Origin of the sequence: Albibacterium sp. (genome assembly GCF_035514885.1) — a bacterium.
Classification (GTDB): Bacteria; Bacteroidota; Bacteroidia; order Sphingobacteriales; family Sphingobacteriaceae; genus Albibacterium.
On sequence record NZ_DATJCH010000012.1, the window covers coordinates 178,541 to 197,908 of the forward strand.

A 19,368-nucleotide genomic window follows, 5' to 3' on the forward strand; every position below is an offset into this window, starting at 1 on the left:
TCCCTTTTAAACTTATTTATTTCTTAGAATTTATTTCTTTTGGACTAAGATCCAGAGGTTTGTTAACCTTTTCCTTTAACAAGGCTAATTGAATCACTTCATTCATCTCTGAAACATAATGGAAGGTCAGGTCTTTTATATAACTTTCCTTAATTTCTAAGATGTCTTTCTTATTAGACTTGGATAAAATGATTTCTTTGATATTAGCTCGTTTTGCTGCAAGTATTTTTTCTTTAATTCCTCCAACGGGTAGAACTTTTCCTCTCAAAGTAATTTCTCCGGTCATTGCAAGATTATTTTTGACTTTTCGTTGAGTAAATAGAGATGTTAATGCCGTTAACATAGTTACACCCGCTGATGGTCCATCTTTGGGAGTTGCACCAGCTGGAACGTGAATGTGTACATCCCATTCATCGAAAACGTGAGGGTCAATACCAATTGTGCTAGAATGAGCCCGAAGATAGGCCATAGCTATTGATGCAGATTCTTTCATTACATCACCAAGGTTTCCTGTAAGAGTTAGTTTTCCTTTACCGGGACTCAGACTGGATTCGATGAAAAGGATGTCGCCACCTACCTGTGTCCAGGCTAATCCGGTTACCACTCCTGCTACTTCATTATTTTCATATAAATCTTTGTCATAAATAGGAGGGCCTAGAATTTCTTCTACATCTTTATTTGAAAGGGATGGGCCGATCGGTTCTTCCATAACAATATGAGTGGCTACTCCTCGGATTACCGAACCTATTCTTTTTTCTAGTCCACGCACTCCTGATTCACGTGTATAGTCTTCAATTATTTTCTCAATTACAGAAGGTTTAAGCGTTACTTCTTTTGATTTTACACCATGCTGTTCTTTCTGTTTTGGTAAAAGGTGAGTTTTAGCTATCTCTATTTTCTCTTCAATCGTGTATCCGTTTACCTCAATAATCTCCATACGATCTAATAATGCGGGTTGGATGTTATTTAAGGAATTTGCAGTTGCGATAAACATTACATTAGAGAGGTCGAAGTCTACTTCTACATAATGATCATAAAATGCGTTGTTTTGTTCCGGATCAAGCACTTCTAAAAGAGCAGAAGACGGGTCGCCTCGGAAATCGCTTCCAACTTTGTCAATTTCGTCCAATACAAATACCGGGTTAGCAGTATTTGCTTTTTTTAATGATTGAATAATTCTACCAGGCATTGCACCTATATACGTTTTCCTGTGACCCCGGATGTCTGCTTCATCATGAATTCCACCTAAAGCAATTCTAACATATTTTCTTCCTAAAGCTGAGGCAATTGATTTACCAAGCGATGTCTTTCCTACACCCGGAGGCCCTACTAAGCAAAGAATAGGAGCTTTCATGTCTTGTTTTAATTTTAAAACAGCTAAGTACTCTATAATCCGTTTCTTTACTTTGTCTAAACCATAATGATCTCGGTCAAGAACCTTCTTGGCTCTCTTGAGATCAAACTTATCTTTGGTAAAGGAGTTCCAAGGAAGATCTAGCAATACTTCCAAATAGTTTAATTGTATTGAGTAATCTGCTGCAGCCGGGTTGATTCTAGCAAGTTTATCTAACTCCTTTTTGAAATGGCCTGCAACCTCTTCACTCCATTTTTTACCTTTAGCTCTTTTCTGTAGTTCCTCAATTTCAAGATCAGGAGTATTACCTCCAAGTTCTTCTTGAATTGTTTTTAACTGTTGATTTAGAAAATACTCGCGTTGCTGTTTATCTAAATCTCCTCTTACTTTATTTTGGATTTGATTTTTTAGTTCAAGCAACTGTAGCTCAACCATTAACTGTTCAAGAACTTTTTGCGCCCGCTCTTTTAATCCGGGAAGCTCTAACAAGGCTTGTTTAAAATCTAAATCAGCATTCATGTTCGAAGAAATGAAGTTGATTAGAAAGCCTGGACTTTCAATGTTCTTAATAGCTATTCCTGCTTCACTTGGCAGATTAGGAGAGAGCTTTATTATATCAAGCGCTAATTCTTTTATAGATGCTAATAAAGCATTGAATTCTTTATTGTTTCTATGTTTTGGTTCTTTGAAACGTTCAACCGTAGCACGAATGTAAGGTTTAGTTTGTACGGCCTCTTTTAGAATAACTCTTTGTTTTCCTTGAATAATAACGGTTGTGTTACCATCAGGCATTTGAAGAATTTTGATGATGCTGGCTATTGTTCCCACTTTATTCAACTCATCAAAGGTGGGATCTTCTATGCTCATGTTTAATTGAGACACAACACCAATTATCTTATCACCTTTATAGGCATCTTTAACTAATTTGATTGACTTATCACGCCCTACCGTTATAGGAATAACAACACCTGGAAATAATACTGTATTTCTTAAAGGTAGTATAGACAGTACTTCTGGCATCTCAGCAGCGCTCATTTCGTCTTCATCATGTTGTGATAGTAAAGGAAAAAATTCTGTCTCCTCATTTATAATGGGTAGAACTTGACTGAAATCAAAAGGATTGTAATTGCTCATTTATTTTAGTTTGTTCCTAAATGTTATGCGCCATATTGACAGCAGAAACATCGGATTTTATTCAATTCATATAGTAGACGTAATATGTGCAAGGCGTATGCCAATCTCTGCAGATGGTTAAGTAGCGACAGAATTTCTGTTTAATTGTATTTTCGGTATCGTTTTTGTATTAACCCATAATAAAAAGAGAAGAAATGAGTTTAAGTATTGTTAACAAGATTTCTTAACTTTATATTTATTATCCGAAATTAGAAATGTATATGAGAATCAAATTGAATAGAATGCACCTAAGTGTAAAAAAAGTTGTAATAGCAGGATTGTTTATTGTTGGAAGTATTCCTGCGTTTGCGCAGAGTGCGGATAATAATGTAAATCCTTATGTTAGGCTTGGCCAAAAAGCATTAATTGATGGGGATTTTAAGGTTGCTGTTACGAATCTTGAAAAAGCGCTTCCTTCAGATCCGCAAAATTTAGATATCCTTTATATGTTGGGTTATTCGCAGTATCAATCAAATGATTATACGGGAGCTGCTAAGTCATTTTCTACTGTTATTAAAGGTAGACCAACAGACGTATCTGCATACTACTATCGTGCAAAAGCTCAAAATACACTTGCAGTTGATCCTGATTCAAAGTTAAACGATGGTCAACGGAGTGATTTGTTACAGGCAAGCATTAGCGACTATACTAAAGCTATTGAAATGAATGATAGCGATGCTAAACTTTATCAGAATAGAGCGATGGCTTACAGAGATCTTGGGAATTTAATTGGTACAACTTCTTCTAAGAATTATAATAAAACTTCAGCGATTGAATCATATGACAATTGTATTAAGGATTTAGAAACTGTGTTGAAGAGAAATCCAAATAGAAAGGATCTTGATTTAGAACTGAAGAAAGTTAAGGTTTATAGAAGCAGTTTATAAGAAATCATTATAAATAAAGAAAGGGCCTGATAGCATAGTTATCAGGCCCTTTCTTTATTTATAATTTCCTAATCGGTAAAAATTCCTGTTACGCTATATTTATTCTCGCTTAGAAAGCGTACATACTGTTCTTTTTTAATTATATAAATTGAATCTGGGTAATAGAAAAGAGTTTCGTGACTTTTGTAAAGTTTGTTCAGTGATTTGTTGCTAATTGATATTGACTTTATATTCTTACCCTCTTCTTTAATTATCTGAATTAATCGAGTTCGTAAATCGGGGGTTAAGGCTCGATAAAAGGTAGTATCCCCGTTAGTCTCTACTTTATAGCTCGAAGTCCAAGATGGTTTATTAATATCAGATTCGATAAAAAGATCAAACTCCTTTGTCCAATCATTTATTAGGATGACCTTGCTCTCCTTCTCGCCGTTCCTACTGACCTCTTTACGAACAGATTGTTGCATCGAGGTTAATCTGGCTGCTTCATTTGAAAAATAACCTTTAAGGTCAAAATAAACGAGATCAACTGATGTCGTATTTTTAACCTCTGAACAGGAGCTAAATAGAAATAGAATTAGGTAAAAGCTATATAATAAAGTTTTTAACATTAGTTTAGCTACTTCTTGATTAAACTAATGTCAGTCCTGTCATTTTTTCGGGTATTGGAACATTCATAAGTTTTAATATTGTCGGTGCAATATCACCTAACTTTCCATCAGCTATTGATTTGTAATCTTTATCTATTAGAATACAAGGTACCAAGTTAGTAGTATGAGCAGTATTAACCGTTCCGTCGTCGTTAATCATATATTCTGCATTTCCATGATCTGCAAGAATAATAAAGGAGTAATCATTTTTCAGACCGCACTCAATAACTTGTTTACTGCAACGATCAACTGTTTCGACAGCTTTAACTACTGCTTCGAATACTCCGGTATGACCAACCATATCAGGATTTGCAAAGTTAAGACAGATAAAGTCTGGTTTATTAGAATTTATGTCTTCACAGATTTTATCTGCAATTGTATTAGCACTCATTTCCGGCTGCAAATCGTATGTAGCAACTTTTGGTGAAGGAACTAGTAGGCGGCGCTCATTAATGAATTCTTTCTCTCTGCCTCCTGAGAAGAAAAATGTTACGTGAGGATATTTTTCTGTTTCTGCTATTCTAACCTGAGTTTTTCCATTCTGCTCTAAAACTTCCCCAAGTGTTTGTGCGATATCATCTTTTCTAAAAATAACATTCACATTTTTAAATGTCTCATCATATGAAGTCATGGTCACATAATGAAGATTTAGTGGGTGCATTCCGAATTCCGGCAGTGGTTTTTGTGTTAAGGCTGTTGTGATTTCTCGGGCACGGTCTGTTCTGAAGTTATAGCATATAACAACATCTCCATCTTTTATAGTTGCTATTGGCTCGCCATTACTATTTACTTTTACTATTGGTTCTATGAACTCGTCTGTTGTTCCGGCATCATAAGAATCTTGAACAGACTCAATAATATTCTTTGTTGTATGACCTTTCCCATTCACTAATAAATCATAGGCCTTCTTTACTCTTTCCCAACGATTATCACGATCCATTGCATAATATCTGCCAACTGCTGATACTATTTCACCCACCCCACTCGAAATCTTTTCTTCTACGATTTGAAGAAACTCTTTTCCTGAATGTGGATCTGTATCTCGTCCATCAAGAAATGCATGAACATATACTTTCTTTAAGCCTGCATTTTTAGCTATATCACATAAGCCTATAAGATGATTGTAATGTGAATGGACTCCTCCATTAGATAATAATCCAATAAAGTGGATATTAGCATTGTTTTTCAATGCATAATCAAATGAATCTATTAAAACCTGATTGTCTTTTAATTCATTATCAGTAATGGCTTTGTTTATTCTTCCTAATTCTTGGTAAACAATTCTTCCTGCACCTAAATTCATATGGCCAACTTCTGAATTACCCATTTGTCCATCCGGAAGCCCAACAAATTCACCAGAGGCCTGTAAGCGAGAATTTGGATATTCTTTTAATAGAGAATTGAAGAATGGGGTAGATGATGCCTCTACAGCATTGCTTTTATCATGCTTGCCAAATCCCCAACCATCAAGAATCATTAACATTACTTTTTTATCTTTTTGCATTAAAGTCGTATTTTTTTTTGTCTAAGAATTATGCTTATATCCAAGTGCTGGATATATCAATTATACAAATTTAATAATAATTAGAAGACTATTATAATGGTACATTTTGAATCTTATAAAAAATATATCTTTCTTTAAATGGGCTTTATATTCTATATTTGATTTCTCGGCATCCTTTTAGTTATGATTATGATATATTAAAACTGAGATCAAATAATTAAATGAAGAGTTATATTCTTTCAATAGCGTTTATATTTATCTGCATTTCGAATTCGTTGGGAAAGGATCTGATAGCAGAATTATCTGGTCAATTTCGACAAGGAAATGCCAAGGAAATATCTAAATATTTTTCTCCAACTGTTAATTTGTCGATTTTAAATGACAATAATGTATATTCCAAAGTACAGGCAGAAATTATTCTTGAATCATTCTTTAAAACAAATTCACCTACAGGCTCTAAGATTGTTCATCGTTTAGATAGTAATCCTAACTATCAATATGCAGTAATTGAGCTAAATACAATAAAGGGATATTTCCGGGTTTCATATTCTATTAAAATCAATGACAATCAAGCTCAGATTGTTGAAATCAGGATAGAGAAAGCTATTAATTAGTTAACGAGTTTTTGAAAATATTTAAGGTATTTCAGGGCAAATTCTTACTTTTGGAGGGAAAATTAACGGTATGGATCAAATACAGAAAAGTGCTTTGCATCAATTTATTCAATTAGCAATTCGAGAGGATGTGGGTGATGGAGACCATACTTCATTGTCTACTATTCCAAAGGGTGAAAAGGGTAAAGCACATATTCTGATAAAAGAACATGGGATCTTGGCTGGGATAGATGTAGCAGTAGCTATATTTAAAGAATTAGATCAAAACCTAGAATTAACTCAATTTTTTGAAGATGGCCAAGAAGTAAATCCGAGTGATGTAGTTATTGAGATTTATGGGAGTATACATAGTATTTTATTAGCTGAACGATTAGTTCTGAATGTTATGCAACGTATGAGTGGTATAGCAACCGTGACAAACAAAGTGGTGAAGCTGCTTTCAGTAACCGGCACAAGAGTTTTGGATACACGGAAAACAACTCCCGGAATGCGTTTCTTAGAGAAAGAGGCAGTTCGAATAGGTGGGGGTGTTAATCATCGATTTGGTTTGTATGATATGATTCTTATCAAAGATAACCATGTGGATTTTGCTGGTGGTATAAAGAATGCCTTGGATGCAGCAAATACATACTTAGAAGAACATAAGAAAGATATTGATATTGAAATAGAAGTTAGAAGTATTCAAGAGTTGAATGAGGTGTTAGAACATGGCGGTATACAGCGTATACTTCTGGATAATTTTGATATTAAAACATTGAAGGAAGCTGTTCAGATAGTTGGAAATCGATTTGTAACTGAAGCATCAGGGGGAATTACCTTCGAAAATGCTTTAGAATATGCTTTATGTGGAGTTGATTTTATTTCTATGGGGGCATTAACACATTCCGTGAAAAGTTTAGATATAAGTCTTAAAAGTGATTTGACAAAGAACCTTTCGAAAAAGTAGTATTAATGATATCTATTTCTTCTATTTTAGCTTTGATAGCGGCTTATTTATTTGGTTCAATACCTACTGCGGTTTGGTTGGGACAATCTTTTTATCGGATTGATGTAAGAGAATTTGGTAGTGGAAATGCCGGTGCAACCAATACTTTTAGAGTTTTAGGGGCTAAAGCAGGAACTGCCGTCATGGTGATTGATATATTGAAGGGATGGACTGCCACTAACCTTGCTTATTTTATTGGTATATCGGTTACCGGTCCGCAAAGTTCTATTCAATTTATAAATTATCAACTTATTTTAGGTGTTATCGCAGTATTGGGTCATTTGTTTCCAATATTCGCTGGCTTTAGAGGGGGTAAAGGAGTAGCAACTCTATTTGGAATGATACTGGCTATTCATTTTGAAGCAGCAATGGTTTGTGTTGCGGTATTCGTCATATTATTACTGCTTTTTAAGTATGTTTCGTTAAGCTCAATTTGTGCAGGCTTTGCGTTTCCTTTTAGTGTTTCGGTTGTATTTCATACGCCCATAAAGTCTATTCTGCTCTATGGCATATGTATCTGTATATTAGTTTTGATAACACATCAGAAAAATATTGAACGTTTATTAAAAGGGAAAGAATCAAAGGTTCATCTATTTAAACAAAAATGATACAGCAATTTGTTGTACTGGCATGTTAATTGCTTTTTTGAAAGTAATAAATAGATGACCAGATGAAAAATTTACATAAGATAATTTTCGGCTTACTTTTAATAAGTTTCGTAACAGCATGCTCTACTGTGCCTTTTACTGGTAGAAAGCAATTGAGTTTGATAGATGACAGCAGTTTGAGACAAGATGCCGCACTTGCTTATACTCAATTTTTGAAGAGTCCGGAAACTACTGTTATTACAGGAACCGCAGATGCAAATGAAGTTCAGAGGGTTGGACAAAGAATTTCACGTGCCATCACCACTTATTTTAATAATAATGGATTGGGTAATCAATATAATTTCGCTTGGCAGTTTGCGTTGATAAAGGATAAAAATATAAATGCTTGGTGTATGCCTGGAGGGAAAGTTGCTGTATTTTCTGGTATTTTGCCCGTTACAGCGAATGAAAGTGGATTAGCTGCAGTTATGGGTCATGAGATTGCCCATGCTATTGCTAAGCATTCAGCAGAAAGAGCTTCTCAAATGGCTTTAGCACAAGGAGGGGGTTCTCTTATCGGTGCTGCTTCATCGGGACAATCTCAAGCTGCTCAAACAGTTATTAATCAACTTTATGGCATAGGAGGTCAATTAGCTATTTTAAATTATTCACGCAATCAAGAGTCTGAAGCTGATAGAATGGGTCTCATCTTTATGGCAATGGCTGGATATAATCCAAATGAGGCTGTTAATTTCTGGACCAGAATGATGAATGCAAAAGAGGGTTCTGGAACTCCTCCTGAATTTTTGAGTTCACATCCAAGTGATGCTCGTCGAATAAACGATATTAAGAAGTTAATTCCGGAAGCGATGAAATATTATAAAGCTAATTAATGCATTTGTTGAGGTGATAACATCAGGATAGCAATTTATTTATTGCAGAAGCTTTTAATAAACATTCTTGATATTCATCATTTTCATTTGCATAGGCTGTAATGGCACCGCCAACATGGAAAGATAAGTAGCCGGTCTTAGAGTTATATATTATTGTTCGAATAACAACATTAAAGTCGAAATTGTCTTTTCCATGAAAGTATCCGATAGATCCAGCATATAAACCACGATTCCCCTTTTCGTATTGATTTATTAAATTTATTGCACTAATTTTCGGTGCTCCAGTCATTGAACCAGGAGGGAAGGTATTCTGAATTGCAGTTGTTGCGTCTATGTCCGGTTTAATGATGCAGCTGATTGTTGATATTAATTGATGAACTTGTTTGAAACTGTATACACCAAGTAATTCTTCGACCTTAACTGTTCCCTCTTTAGCGCTTCTGGTTAGGTCATTTCTGACTAGATCAACAATCATAATATTCTCGCTGATTTCTTTTGGATTATTTCTGAGTTTGTTTCTTATTTCATTATCCTCGTCTTGTGTTTTTCCTCTTGGTGCAGTTCCTTTAATAGGTTGAGATATTAGTTTTTTACCTCTCTTAGAAAGGAAACGTTCTGGTGATGCAGATATAATATAAGTATCTCCATGTTTTAAAAAGCAGGAAAACGGGGTGGGAGATATAGTGTTTAATTCTTTATAAGCAGCGAAGCAATTTAGCTTTGCATTCTCAGAATAGAACTCTTGGCATAAATTAACTTCGTATATATCTCCTTTAAAGATATGTTCTTGAAGTTTTTGAAATGCAGATTTATATTCTTGGCGGGACATCCGACTTTTTATTTTGCCCTGAAAATTAATGGCTTCGTTCTTGATTTCTACTAATTCTATTGCCTTAATGATGGCATGTGGATTATCAGCTTTTATTTGTACGCTATTTTTGTCAAAAGATAAAAGATAATCAGGTACAAAGAAGAATGCATTAAAGTCATACGTTAAATAGCCGGGAATGATTTCTTCCGGATATTTATTCAGGAAGCTCTGTAAGTCTTTGAAGTTCTGTAAGCTGTCGGATTCAAATTTGGATTTTTCTCCAACCGCAATCATTAGAGATATTGAACCAAATGGATCGTAATAATTATTTGAATTTAATATACAAAGGGTAGAAAAAGAAGAAGCCCATAACTGGGCTTTTTCTTTAAATAGATCGATATTTATAGGTTCGTAAATCACGAAACTGTATTTATTTGTTGAATTATTTTAATATCAAAGTTTGTACACGATCAGGACCTACTGAAAGGTATTTTATAGGTACATTTAATTTTTCTTCTAAATAACTAATATAATTTTTCAGCGCCTCTGGAATTTCCTCTGTTGAAGTTATTTTAGTTATATCTTCTTTCCACCCAGGTAGATTTTCAATTACAGGTTCTGGTTTAATAGAAATAATATCATAAGGCATGTAATCAATTTTTTCTCCATCCTGGATATAATGTGTGCAAACACTTATTTCATCAAATCCACTCAATACATCAGCTTTAGTCATTACTAATTCAGTAACTCCATTCAACATAATGGCATATTTTAAAGCAGGAATATCGATCCAGCCTGTACGTCTGGCTCTACCAGTAGTAGCACCAAACTCATGGCCGATTTGTCTTAGGTTTTCACCGATTTCATTGTCTAGTTCTGTAGGAAATGGTCCACTTCCTACACGTGTACAGTATGCTTTAAAGATTCCAATTACGTTGCCAATCTTTTGAGGTGATACTCCCAAGCCAATGCAAGCTCCGGCAGAGGTTGTATTAGATGACGTAACGAATGGGTAGGATCCAAAATCTATATCAAGCAAAGTGCCTTGAGCACCTTCTGCCAAGACTTTTTTACCATCTTGTAGTGCTTTGTTTATTAAATGTTCACTATCCACATGTGGAATTGTTTTTAGGAATTCTATAGCTTCGAAGAACTGTTTTTCTTTTTCACTAAAATCAGGGATATCTCCATAATGAGATAAAATAGATTTATGTTTTTCTACAAGCTTGTTATAGCGTGCTTGAAAATCAGGTAATGTAGTATCTCCAATACGTAAACCGTTTCTGCCGGTTTTATCCATATAAGTAGGACCTATACCTTTTAATGTTGAACCAATTTTTGCATCTCCCATTTTAGATTCTGAGGCTGCATCTAATAGTTGATGAGTAGGCAGAATAAGATGTGCTTTTCTAGCAATTACCAATTTACCTTTAGATACAGGATCGAATCCATTCTTTTTTAGACTGTCGATCTCTCTTTTTAAGATAATTGGATCAATTACTACTCCGTTGCCAATTACGTTTAGGATTTTGTCATTAAATATTCCAGACGGGATGGTGTTTAATACGTATTTCTGTTGGTCGAATTCCAACGTATGGCCCGCATTTGGACCGCCTTGAAAACGTGCTATCAGGTCATATTGTGGACATAGAACGTCAACAATTTTTCCCTTACCTTCGTCGCCCCATTGAAGACCCAAAAGTATATCAACTTGCATAATTTTTTTTATAGAAAGTGAAATTAATTATTTAATAGTATTTGCTAATCATTTTAATGATTAAAGAGAACCTTTACTTAGAAGTGATTGTTCTTCTTTATTACGTTTTGAAGCACAAGCACTACAAATACCATATAGGTTTAATGAGTGATGCTTAATATCGAAATTTAATAGTTCACCAATCATAGATTGGATTTGATGGATTCGGGGATCACAGAATTCTACAACTTTACTGCATTCGATACAAATAACATGATCATGCTGTTTAAAACCATATGACTTCTCAAATTGAGCCATATTCTTCCCGAATTGATGTTTTTTTACTAAATCACATGAAACCAAGAGCTCAAGAGTATTATATACAGTAGCACGACTAACTCTGTATTTTTTATTTTTCATGTGGATATATAATGATTCCACATCAAAATGATCGTTTCTTGAATAAATTTCTTCAAGTATGGCAAAACGTTCGGGCGTTTTCCTTAAGCTTTTATTTTCAAGGTAAGCCTCGAAAATTTTCTTTACGACTTGAAATGAGTCTTGTACAGTCATTTGTTTTTCTTAAAGGAACAAATTTACCCAAAAAAATTGAAATGCGGAAAATTCAATGAATTGATATCTTTTTAGATAAATGATCTATAATTAGCAGTTTACGATACTATTTCTGATTCAAAACGGTTGACCCCAGTAATTCCTTTTATTTGTTTTAGTCTTTTAATTAGTCTTTCCAGATGATCAGTGCTATTAACATAAACCATAATACAGCCTTCGAAAATGCCTTCATTGCTAGAGATTGTAATTGATCGGATATTGATTTTGAAATCCTCTGAGATTACCTTTGTAATTCGGTTTACTAAACCAACATCGTCGATTCCTAGTATAGATAAGCCTGTTAAAAAAGCAAGTTCTTTTTGTGATGTCCACTTCGCTTTAACAACTCTATAGGCATAGTTTGCCATTAATGAAGCTGCATTTGGACAGTTGTTCCGATGAATTTTAATACCGTCATTTATAGTTACAAACCCGAATACATCATCACCTGGAATTGGGTTGCAGCAAGGAGAAAGGGTATAATCTATCTTTTGAAGGTCGTCTCCGATTAACAATGTTTCTTGATCCCTTTTGTTAATCTTTCTAACTAATCCTTCAACATGAGAATCGAAATGATTGGAACTAACAGCATCTGTAGATTTCTCGGCTAAGGCAAACTCTCGTAAATCTTTTAGATCAATCTCTCCTTTAGCTATGTTGTAAAATAGATCTTGGGTAGAAAAGAGTTTAAAGAACTGAGTGAGTTTATTTAAATTGTCTGTGTTATAAGTTACTTTTAAGGATTTTAATTTGCGCTCTAGAATTTCCTTGCCATCTTCGGCTACTTTTCTTTTTTCTTCTTTTAAGGAAGACTTTATTTTAGATTTAGCTTTCGCTGTTACTACAAAATTCAACCAATCTTCTTTTGGAGACTGTTTTGTTGATGTGATAATTTCTACCTGATCTCCATTTTGAAGAATATGGGAGATTGGAACAAGCTTGTGATTTACTTTTGCTCCAATACAGCTCGCCCCCAGGTCGGAGTGGATTTCAAAAGCAAAATCAAGAGCTGTCGCACCTTGTGGTAGCTGAATTAAAGAACCCTTTGGTGTGAAGATAAATATTTCATCAGAGAATAGATTCATTTTAAAATCAGCAACAAAATCAAGCGCATTGCTCTCCGGGCTGCTTAAGATATCCCGTACTTTTTGTATCCACTGATCTAAGCCACTATCCGGGTTGGACTCTTTATATTTCCAGTGAGCAGCAAATCCTTTTTCAGCGATTTCATTCATTCGTGTTGTGCGGATTTGAACTTCTACCCACTGCCCCTTAGGTCCCATTACGGTAGTATGTAAGGATTCGTATCCGTTTCCTTTCGGAGAAGATATCCAGTCTCTTAATCGGTCTGGATTCGGCCTGTATAAATCAGTAACAATTGAATAGGCTTTCCAACAATCTGCTTTTTCAAACTCGGGTTGAGCGTCTATGATGATACGAATAGCAAATAGATCATAAACTTCTTCGAAGGGAGTTGACTTTTTGCGCATCTTATTCCAAATGGAATGAATAGATTTGGAACGTCCAAATACTTTAGCATCTATGCCTTGTTCAGCTAATATTTCCTTTATAGGTTCAACAAACTCAGTAACATAACGTTCACGTTCTGCCTTTTTCTCATTTAATTTTCGAGCTATAAATTTATAAGTATCCGGATCGGTATACTTCATGGAAAGATCTTCCAGTTCAGATTTGATGGCATACAGTCCTAATCTATGTGCAAGTGGAGCATATAGGTAGCTAGTCTCTGACGCTATCTTTAATTGCTTATCTCTGGGCATAAACTCCATGGTTCGCATATTATGCAAGCGATCAGCCAGTTTAATCAAAATAACCCGAACGTCATCTGCCAGCGTAAGCAGCATTTTTCTAAAATTCTCGGCTTGTATTGAGCTATTAGGGTCAAATATCCCTGATATTTTTGTTAGTCCGTCGATGATTTTACTAACCTTCTTTCCAAATACAAGCTCAATATCTAATAAGGACATATCGGTGTCCTCTACTACATCATGTAATAAAGCACACACGATGGATGTAGTTCCCAATCCAATTTCCTCTGCAGCAATTTGAGCTACTGCAATTGGATGATAAATGTATGGTTCGCCAGATTTTCTTCGCATATCGCTATGACTCTCTAAAGCTATATCAAATGCTTTCCGAATCATTTGCTTATCGCCTTTCTGCATAGTTGGCTTACAAGCTCTTAATAATGCGCGATATCGCTTTAGAATCTCTTTTTTTTCGGACTCTAAATCGATTACAATTTCTTTCATAAGTTATTCTCTCTTTCTATCCCTTCAACGATTAATATTATTTATTGAAACAAATTTTTCATAAATTAGTCGTGAGTTTAGCATAGTTAAATATATGAATTTTTTAGCATTTTATTTAACATTTCCGTTACTTTTTTGTGGACTTGTGCTGCACGCACAAGAAAATCAAGAACGTTTTGAAATGCCAGCGGTAGCTATTAATGTTCCAACAACATTGTTAGATGGCGAGCGTGTGCCTTGGATTCTGCTTAGGGAAGTGAATATTTATGGACGACGTACTTTTAAGACTGAAGCAGATCGATTGGCATATAATAGATTGAGATATAATGTACTAAAGGTATTACCTTATGCAAGGATTGCTCAACAAAAGTACGATCAATTATACCGGGATTTAGCTTTGACTGGTAATAGGAAAGAGAAGAAAAGATTAATAAAACAATGTGAACAAGATATTAAAAACATGTTCTATAAGGAGGTTAAAAATATGACAATATCTCAGGGAGAAATATTGTTAAAATTAATTGACCGTCAAACAGGGAATACGAGTTATGAGTTGGTTAAGGAATTAAAAGGAGGTGTCCCGGCGTTTTTCTACCAATCCTTAGCGCGAGTTTTCGGACATAACTTAAAGAATGAATACAATCGTGAAACTGATCGTGATATTGAAAATATTATCCGGAACTCTGACAGTATGTATCGATTTTATTAATTTAGACTTTCTTAATAATCGAATTCGCTTCGATACCTTACTTTAATACTATATGAATTTAGAAAACTTAAATCTTAAATTGGATTTATTAGTCATTACTGTGCATCCAGATGATGCTGAATTAGGATGTGCTGGTACAATCCTTAAACATATTGCAGCAGGCAAAAAAGTTGGAATTATTGATCTAACACAAGGCGAGTTGGGAACGCGGGGGACAGCCGAAACCCGTCGTGAAGAAGCAGCTAAAGCAACAGAATTACTGGGCATAAGTATTCGTGAGAATTTGAAAATGAGAGATGGCTTTTTTCGTAATGATGAAGAACATCAATTACAGGTGATTTCAGCAATTCGGAAATATAAACCAGAAATAATCATTTCGAATGCATTACGTGATCGACATCCAGACCATGGGCGAGCGGGTGATCTGGTAAATGATGCTGTTTTTTTAGCTGGTTTGCGTAAAATAACAACTCAAGACAATGGTGAAGAACAGGATATCCATCGTCCCAGGTTATTGTTGCAACTCATACAAGATTATTATATAAAGCCAGATATTGTTGTTGATATAAGTGATTATTGGGAGAAGAAAATAGAAGTAATACAAGCGTATAAAACTCAGTTTTTTAATCCGGAGTATAAAGAGAATGAACCTCAAACGTATATCTCTAGACCCGAATTTTTAGAAGTTATAGAAAGCAGGGCACTTGAATTTGGGAAAAACATTCAAGCAAGATATGCAGAAGGTTTTACATGTCGAAGATTACTGGGAGTAAACAATTTGTTTGATCTCCTATAAATAAATGGACCATCACAAATAATACCCTAATTATGGCTACTGCTTTTTCTAAAATTAAAAGTGCTTTTAAGTTGTTAAAGCAAATTGATTTTGATCAATTGAATAAACTGTCAGAAAAGGTAGATCTTCCTAAAGCATTGGAGGGTTTTTCGAAATTAGACGACAGTCAGATATCCGGATTGATGAAAATGCTTTACGCAAATAAAGGAAATCGCGAACTGCCAACTATTAACGGTGATTTTTATGAGGTTCACCTTCGTTTAACCGAGGAAGAGCGAGCTATTCAACTTAAGGTTAGAAGTTTTATGGAGACTGAAATCAAACCTATCGTAAATAAGTACTGGTTAAATGATGAATTCCCTTTTGAAATACTACCTAAGTTTGCTGAATTAAACCTGTGTGGTGTTACTTATGAAGGTTATGGTTGTCCCAATCTATCTTTTCTAATGGAAGGTATCATTGCTATGGAAATGGCGAGGATTGATTCTTCTATAGCGACTTTTTTTGGTGTTCAAAGTGGACTAGTTATGGGCTCCATCTATCTGTGTGGCTCTGAAGAACAAAAAAATGAATGGTTGCCTCAATTGCAACAATTGAAGAAAATTGGAGCATTCGGTCTCACTGAGCCGGAAGTAGGATCAGGAGCAGCAGGAGGGTTAACAACAACAGCGAAGAAAACAGACGAGGGCTGGGTTTTGAATGGCCAAAAGAAGTGGATTGGCAATGCCCCTTTTTCAGATGTAACTATTATTTGGGCAAGAGATTTAGATGATAATCAAGTAAAAGGGTTTTTAGTGAGAAAAGGTTCTCCCGGATATAACGTTGAGAAAATAAAGGGAAAATTATCTTTGCGCATTGTGCAAAACGGATTAATAACTCTTAAAAATTGCATTGTTCAAGAAGCGGATAGATTACCTTATGCTAATTCTTTTAAGGATACTGCTAATATATTGAGGATGACTAGGGCCGGAGTTGCCTGGATGGCTGTTGGCTGTGCGCGAGGAGCATACGAAAATGCATTAGATTATACGCGGAAGCGTGAACAATTTGGTAAGCCGATTGCATCCTTTCAGTTGATTCAGAACCATTTGGTTGAAATGTTATCTAATCTTACTGCTATGCAGACACTGGTCTATCGATTATCGGAGCTGCAAGATAATGATCTCTTAAAAGATGAACATGCTTCATTAGCAAAAGTATTTTGCACTCTAAGAATGCGAGATATCGTTAGTAGGGCACGTGAAGTTATGGGCGGAAATGGTATTTTAATGGAATACAATGTAGCCCGTTTCGTTGCAGATGCAGAGGCTATTTATTCATATGAAGGAACGAAGGAAATTAACTCTTTAATTGTTGGTAGGGCTATAACTGGCTATAGTGCTTTCGTTTAACTATTTATCCTCAGTCACTCGGCCAACAGCATTTTTTTGAAATACCCATATGGTTTTATATAATGTAGTGTCATAGTGGGGAGAGTTCATTGTTAGTTTGTCGGGTGCACCTGCTTTAGCATCGAAGAAAAATATTTTCGTTAGACCGTGTTCCGTATGTGGCATTGAGTTTCCATAAGAATCATAATCGGCAACTAAAGGACTATCTACTTTTACTGCATATACACGAATTACCGGACCTGAATTGTTTTCGTTTCTGTAAAATGCAGTTTCTGTGAACCCTCCTCGTATTTTTTGCGAATTTGTTAATAATGAAGAATCGCTAATAACAACAATCAGGATCAATACAGCCACAAAACCAAACCAAATCCATCGTTTTTTATTTACTTTACTCATCTCAAATTTAAATTAGGCTCAAAAGTACTGAAATTTTGCTTGCTGGCCTAGAAATCCCGTTAGTCCCCCGCTATGTAAAATTAAAACCCGATCCCCTTTTTTAAAGTAATCTTTTGAGATCAAGTCCATTACAGCAAAAAATAATTTCCCTGTATAAACCGGCTCAATTAGTATACCTGTTTCTGCGCAGAAGCTCTTTATAAACTCAATTAACGCGGGTTTACTTTTAGCATAACCACCAAAATGATAATTAGTATGGAGGCATATTTTTGCCTGAGGATAGAGAGCATGAACAGCCGTTTCAATAAAATCCCCTCCTTTTAATACAGGAATTCCATGGACCCGAATATCAGGCTGGTATTTGCTTGCACCTTTTGCTAAGCCAGCTAGGGTTGCACCTGTTCCACAGGCAGCAAAAACATAATCATAATTTTCTGTTAATTCAGATATAATTTCTTCGCAACCTTTGGTGGCTTCCAGAGAATATCCTCCCTCATTAATAAAAAAGGAAGATGAATCATTTTGGTGATATTTTTGAAAGAGTTCTTCTTTGTTTTTGTAGTCTTCTCGTGTAACAAAATGAATATTCATTCCAAATAGCTTACATAGATTTAAAACTGGATTATCTACTTTATCTCCTCGGACATAAGCTGTACTTTTAAATTTAAACTGTGCAGCTGCTGCAGCTGTTGCTAATATATGATTAGACCAGGTGCCGCCAAATGTTACTAGATGATCCTTATTTTCATCACCGGCTTTAATGATAAGATACTTAAGCTTTCTCCATTTGTTGCCAGAAATATAGGGGTGAATCATATCGTCCCGTTTGATAGATATTTTAATTCCTTTTTCTTCACTTAATGGTAAGGTTACGTTTTGTTCAGGGCTAGAAAAATCAAAATTAAATTCCATTCAGTCAGTATGATGTTTTTTTATAAAATTAAGTATTTCTAAGAGCGTTTGCATAACATATGCTATTTTTGCAAAATATGATAGATGAACTCAATCCACAGGATAGTAGCGATCAGGATTTATTTGAGCACTTAAGAATAATAGTGGATAAGGGTCAGACACTTCTCCGCATTGATAAGTTTTTAATGAATCGTGTTGAAAATGCTTCAAGAAATCGAATTCAAAATGCCATTGATGCAGGGAATGTGTTAGTTAATGAGAGAGAAGTTAAGGCTAGTTATAAAATAAAACCTGAAGATGTAATTTCTGTAGTGTTTCCTCATCCTCCAAGAGATACAGAAGTTTATCCAGAGGATATTCCATTAGATATTATTTATGAAGATAATGATTTGTTAATTGTTAACAAGTCGGCAGGAATGGTTGTTCATCCTGGATATAATAATTATACCGGTACACTTGTTAATGCGTTAACATATCATTTCAATTCATTGCCTCAAATGCCTGGTAATGATGGCAGACCTGGTTTGGTACATCGTATTGATAAAGATACGAGTGGTTTGTTGGTTATTGCAAAGAATGAGTGGACAATGACGAATTTGGCTAAACAGTTTTTCGATCATAGTATAGAAAGAAAATATGTGGCTTTAGTTTGGGGAGATATTACGGAAGATGGAACCATTACAGGATATATAGGTAGAAGTTTAAAAGACCGTAGAGTAATGTCTATGTACGACTCTGAAGATCAAGGAAAGTGGTCGGTTACTCATTATAAAGTTCTTGAGCGTCTTGGATATGTTACCCTGATAGAATGTCAGTTGGAAACTGGTAGGACCCATCAAATCCGTACCCATTTGAAGTCTATAGGTCATCCTTTATTTAATGATGCAATGTATGGAGGTGATAGAATAGTTAAAGGAACTGTGTTTTCTAAGTATAAGCAATTTATTGATAATTGCTTTACTCTATTGCCCAGACAGGCTTTACATGCTCAGGTAATTGGCTTCGTTCATCCATCAAGTAAAAAAAAGGTGGTCTTTGATAAACCATTACCAGAGGATTTTCGTTTATGTTTGGAGAAATGGAGGTCATATGTTCAATATGACCATGAAGGAAATAAATAGAAAATTG

Annotated in this window: 18 protein-coding genes; 9 read left to right on the forward strand and 9 right to left on the reverse strand. The window is 35.0% G+C overall.

Translation table 11 applies throughout. The features are described from left to right. Positions 1-16 precede the first annotated feature (16 nt). Positions 17-2,488, reverse strand: a complete 2,472-nt coding sequence (lon, locus tag VL047_RS04630) for an endopeptidase La (RefSeq protein WP_325358929.1) — start codon at positions 2,486-2,488, stop codon at positions 17-19. Positions 2,489-2,769: 281 nt separating this feature from the next. On the opposite strand from lon, the gene VL047_RS04635 reads away from it, so the two are divergent. Next, positions 2,770-3,414 (forward strand): tetratricopeptide repeat protein, encoded by a 645-nt coding sequence (locus VL047_RS04635; RefSeq protein WP_325358930.1) that lies wholly within the window; start codon positions 2,770-2,772, stop codon positions 3,412-3,414. Between the two features lie 68 nt (positions 3,415-3,482). On the opposite strand, the gene VL047_RS04640 is transcribed toward VL047_RS04635, so the two are convergent. Beyond that, on the reverse strand, positions 3,483-4,022 hold the full coding sequence (locus VL047_RS04640) for a hypothetical protein (RefSeq protein WP_325358931.1): 540 nt from the start codon (positions 4,020-4,022) through the stop codon (positions 3,483-3,485). Between the two features lie 19 nt (positions 4,023-4,041). Next, positions 4,042-5,565 (reverse strand): 2,3-bisphosphoglycerate-independent phosphoglycerate mutase, encoded by a 1,524-nt coding sequence (gene gpmI / locus VL047_RS04645; RefSeq protein WP_325358932.1) that lies wholly within the window; start codon positions 5,563-5,565, stop codon positions 4,042-4,044. Positions 5,566-5,786: 221 nt separating this feature from the next. Between gpmI and VL047_RS04650 the strand changes: the two genes are divergently transcribed. The 4 genes from VL047_RS04650 to VL047_RS04665 all read left to right on the forward strand — a co-directional run bounded on the left by VL047_RS04650 (position 5,787) and on the right by VL047_RS04665 (position 8,644). Continuing rightward, complete coding sequence (locus VL047_RS04650) at positions 5,787-6,179, forward strand: DUF4783 domain-containing protein (RefSeq protein ID WP_325358933.1); 393 nt, start codon at positions 5,787-5,789, stop codon at positions 6,177-6,179. 70 nt (positions 6,180-6,249) lie between these two features. Next, the gene (gene nadC / locus VL047_RS04655) at positions 6,250-7,125 is read left to right on the forward strand and encodes a carboxylating nicotinate-nucleotide diphosphorylase (RefSeq protein WP_325358934.1); all 876 of its coding nucleotides are present in this window, start codon (positions 6,250-6,252) and stop codon (positions 7,123-7,125) included. Positions 7,126-7,130: 5 nt separating this feature from the next. Next, positions 7,131-7,772, forward strand: a complete 642-nt coding sequence (plsY, locus tag VL047_RS04660; RefSeq protein WP_325358935.1) for a glycerol-3-phosphate 1-O-acyltransferase PlsY — start codon at positions 7,131-7,133, stop codon at positions 7,770-7,772. 62 nt (positions 7,773-7,834) lie between these two features. After that, positions 7,835-8,644, forward strand: coding sequence for a M48 family metallopeptidase (locus VL047_RS04665; protein ID WP_325358936.1), 810 nt, complete (start codon positions 7,835-7,837; stop codon positions 8,642-8,644). Between the two features lie 22 nt (positions 8,645-8,666). Here VL047_RS04665 and VL047_RS04670 read toward each other — a convergent pair whose 3' ends face one another. From VL047_RS04670 to VL047_RS04685, 4 genes are all read right to left on the reverse strand, one after another. Then, the gene (locus VL047_RS04670) at positions 8,667-9,875 is read right to left on the reverse strand and encodes an anthranilate synthase component I family protein (protein WP_325358937.1); all 1,209 of its coding nucleotides are present in this window, start codon (positions 9,873-9,875) and stop codon (positions 8,667-8,669) included. Between the two features lie 22 nt (positions 9,876-9,897). Beyond that, positions 9,898-11,172, reverse strand: coding sequence for an adenylosuccinate synthase (locus VL047_RS04675; protein ID WP_325358938.1), 1,275 nt, complete (start codon positions 11,170-11,172; stop codon positions 9,898-9,900). A 60-nt stretch (positions 11,173-11,232) separates the two neighbouring features. Continuing rightward, positions 11,233-11,724: a transcriptional repressor gene (locus VL047_RS04680; RefSeq protein ID WP_325358939.1), complete on the reverse strand. Its 492-nt coding sequence runs from the start codon at positions 11,722-11,724 to the stop codon at positions 11,233-11,235. A gap of 98 nt (positions 11,725-11,822) precedes the next feature. Then, entirely contained in the window at positions 11,823-14,036 is a 2,214-nt protein-coding gene (locus tag VL047_RS04685; RefSeq protein ID WP_325358940.1) for a bifunctional (p)ppGpp synthetase/guanosine-3',5'-bis(diphosphate) 3'-pyrophosphohydrolase, read from the reverse strand. Between the two features lie 94 nt (positions 14,037-14,130). Here VL047_RS04685 and VL047_RS04690 point away from each other — a divergent pair, with 94 nt between their 5' ends. The 3 genes from VL047_RS04690 to VL047_RS04700 are packed head-to-tail and all read left to right on the forward strand — an operon-like array spanning position 14,131 to position 16,932. Further along, the gene (locus VL047_RS04690; RefSeq protein WP_325358941.1) at positions 14,131-14,745 is read left to right on the forward strand and encodes a DUF4294 domain-containing protein; all 615 of its coding nucleotides are present in this window, start codon (positions 14,131-14,133) and stop codon (positions 14,743-14,745) included. Between the two features lie 52 nt (positions 14,746-14,797). Then, positions 14,798-15,541 (forward strand): bacillithiol biosynthesis deacetylase BshB1, encoded by a 744-nt coding sequence (gene bshB1 / locus VL047_RS04695; protein WP_325358942.1) that lies wholly within the window; start codon positions 14,798-14,800, stop codon positions 15,539-15,541. A gap of 32 nt (positions 15,542-15,573) precedes the next feature. Further along, a complete protein-coding gene (locus tag VL047_RS04700; protein ID WP_325358943.1) occupies positions 15,574-16,932 on the forward strand; it encodes an acyl-CoA dehydrogenase family protein in 1,359 nt (452 codons plus the stop codon). On the opposite strand, the gene VL047_RS04705 is transcribed toward VL047_RS04700, so the two are convergent. Both VL047_RS04705 and VL047_RS04710 read right to left on the reverse strand, forming a co-directional pair. After that, positions 16,933-17,328, reverse strand: a complete 396-nt coding sequence (locus VL047_RS04705) for a hypothetical protein (protein WP_325358944.1) — start codon at positions 17,326-17,328, stop codon at positions 16,933-16,935. An 18-nt stretch (positions 17,329-17,346) separates the two neighbouring features. Further along, the gene (locus tag VL047_RS04710) at positions 17,347-18,240 is read right to left on the reverse strand and encodes a 1-aminocyclopropane-1-carboxylate deaminase/D-cysteine desulfhydrase (RefSeq protein ID WP_325358945.1); all 894 of its coding nucleotides are present in this window, start codon (positions 18,238-18,240) and stop codon (positions 17,347-17,349) included. A gap of 77 nt (positions 18,241-18,317) precedes the next feature. Here VL047_RS04710 and VL047_RS04715 point away from each other — a divergent pair, with 77 nt between their 5' ends. After that, complete coding sequence (locus tag VL047_RS04715) at positions 18,318-19,361, forward strand: RluA family pseudouridine synthase (protein WP_325358946.1); 1,044 nt, start codon at positions 18,318-18,320, stop codon at positions 19,359-19,361. The last annotated feature ends 7 nt before the right edge of the window (positions 19,362-19,368 follow it).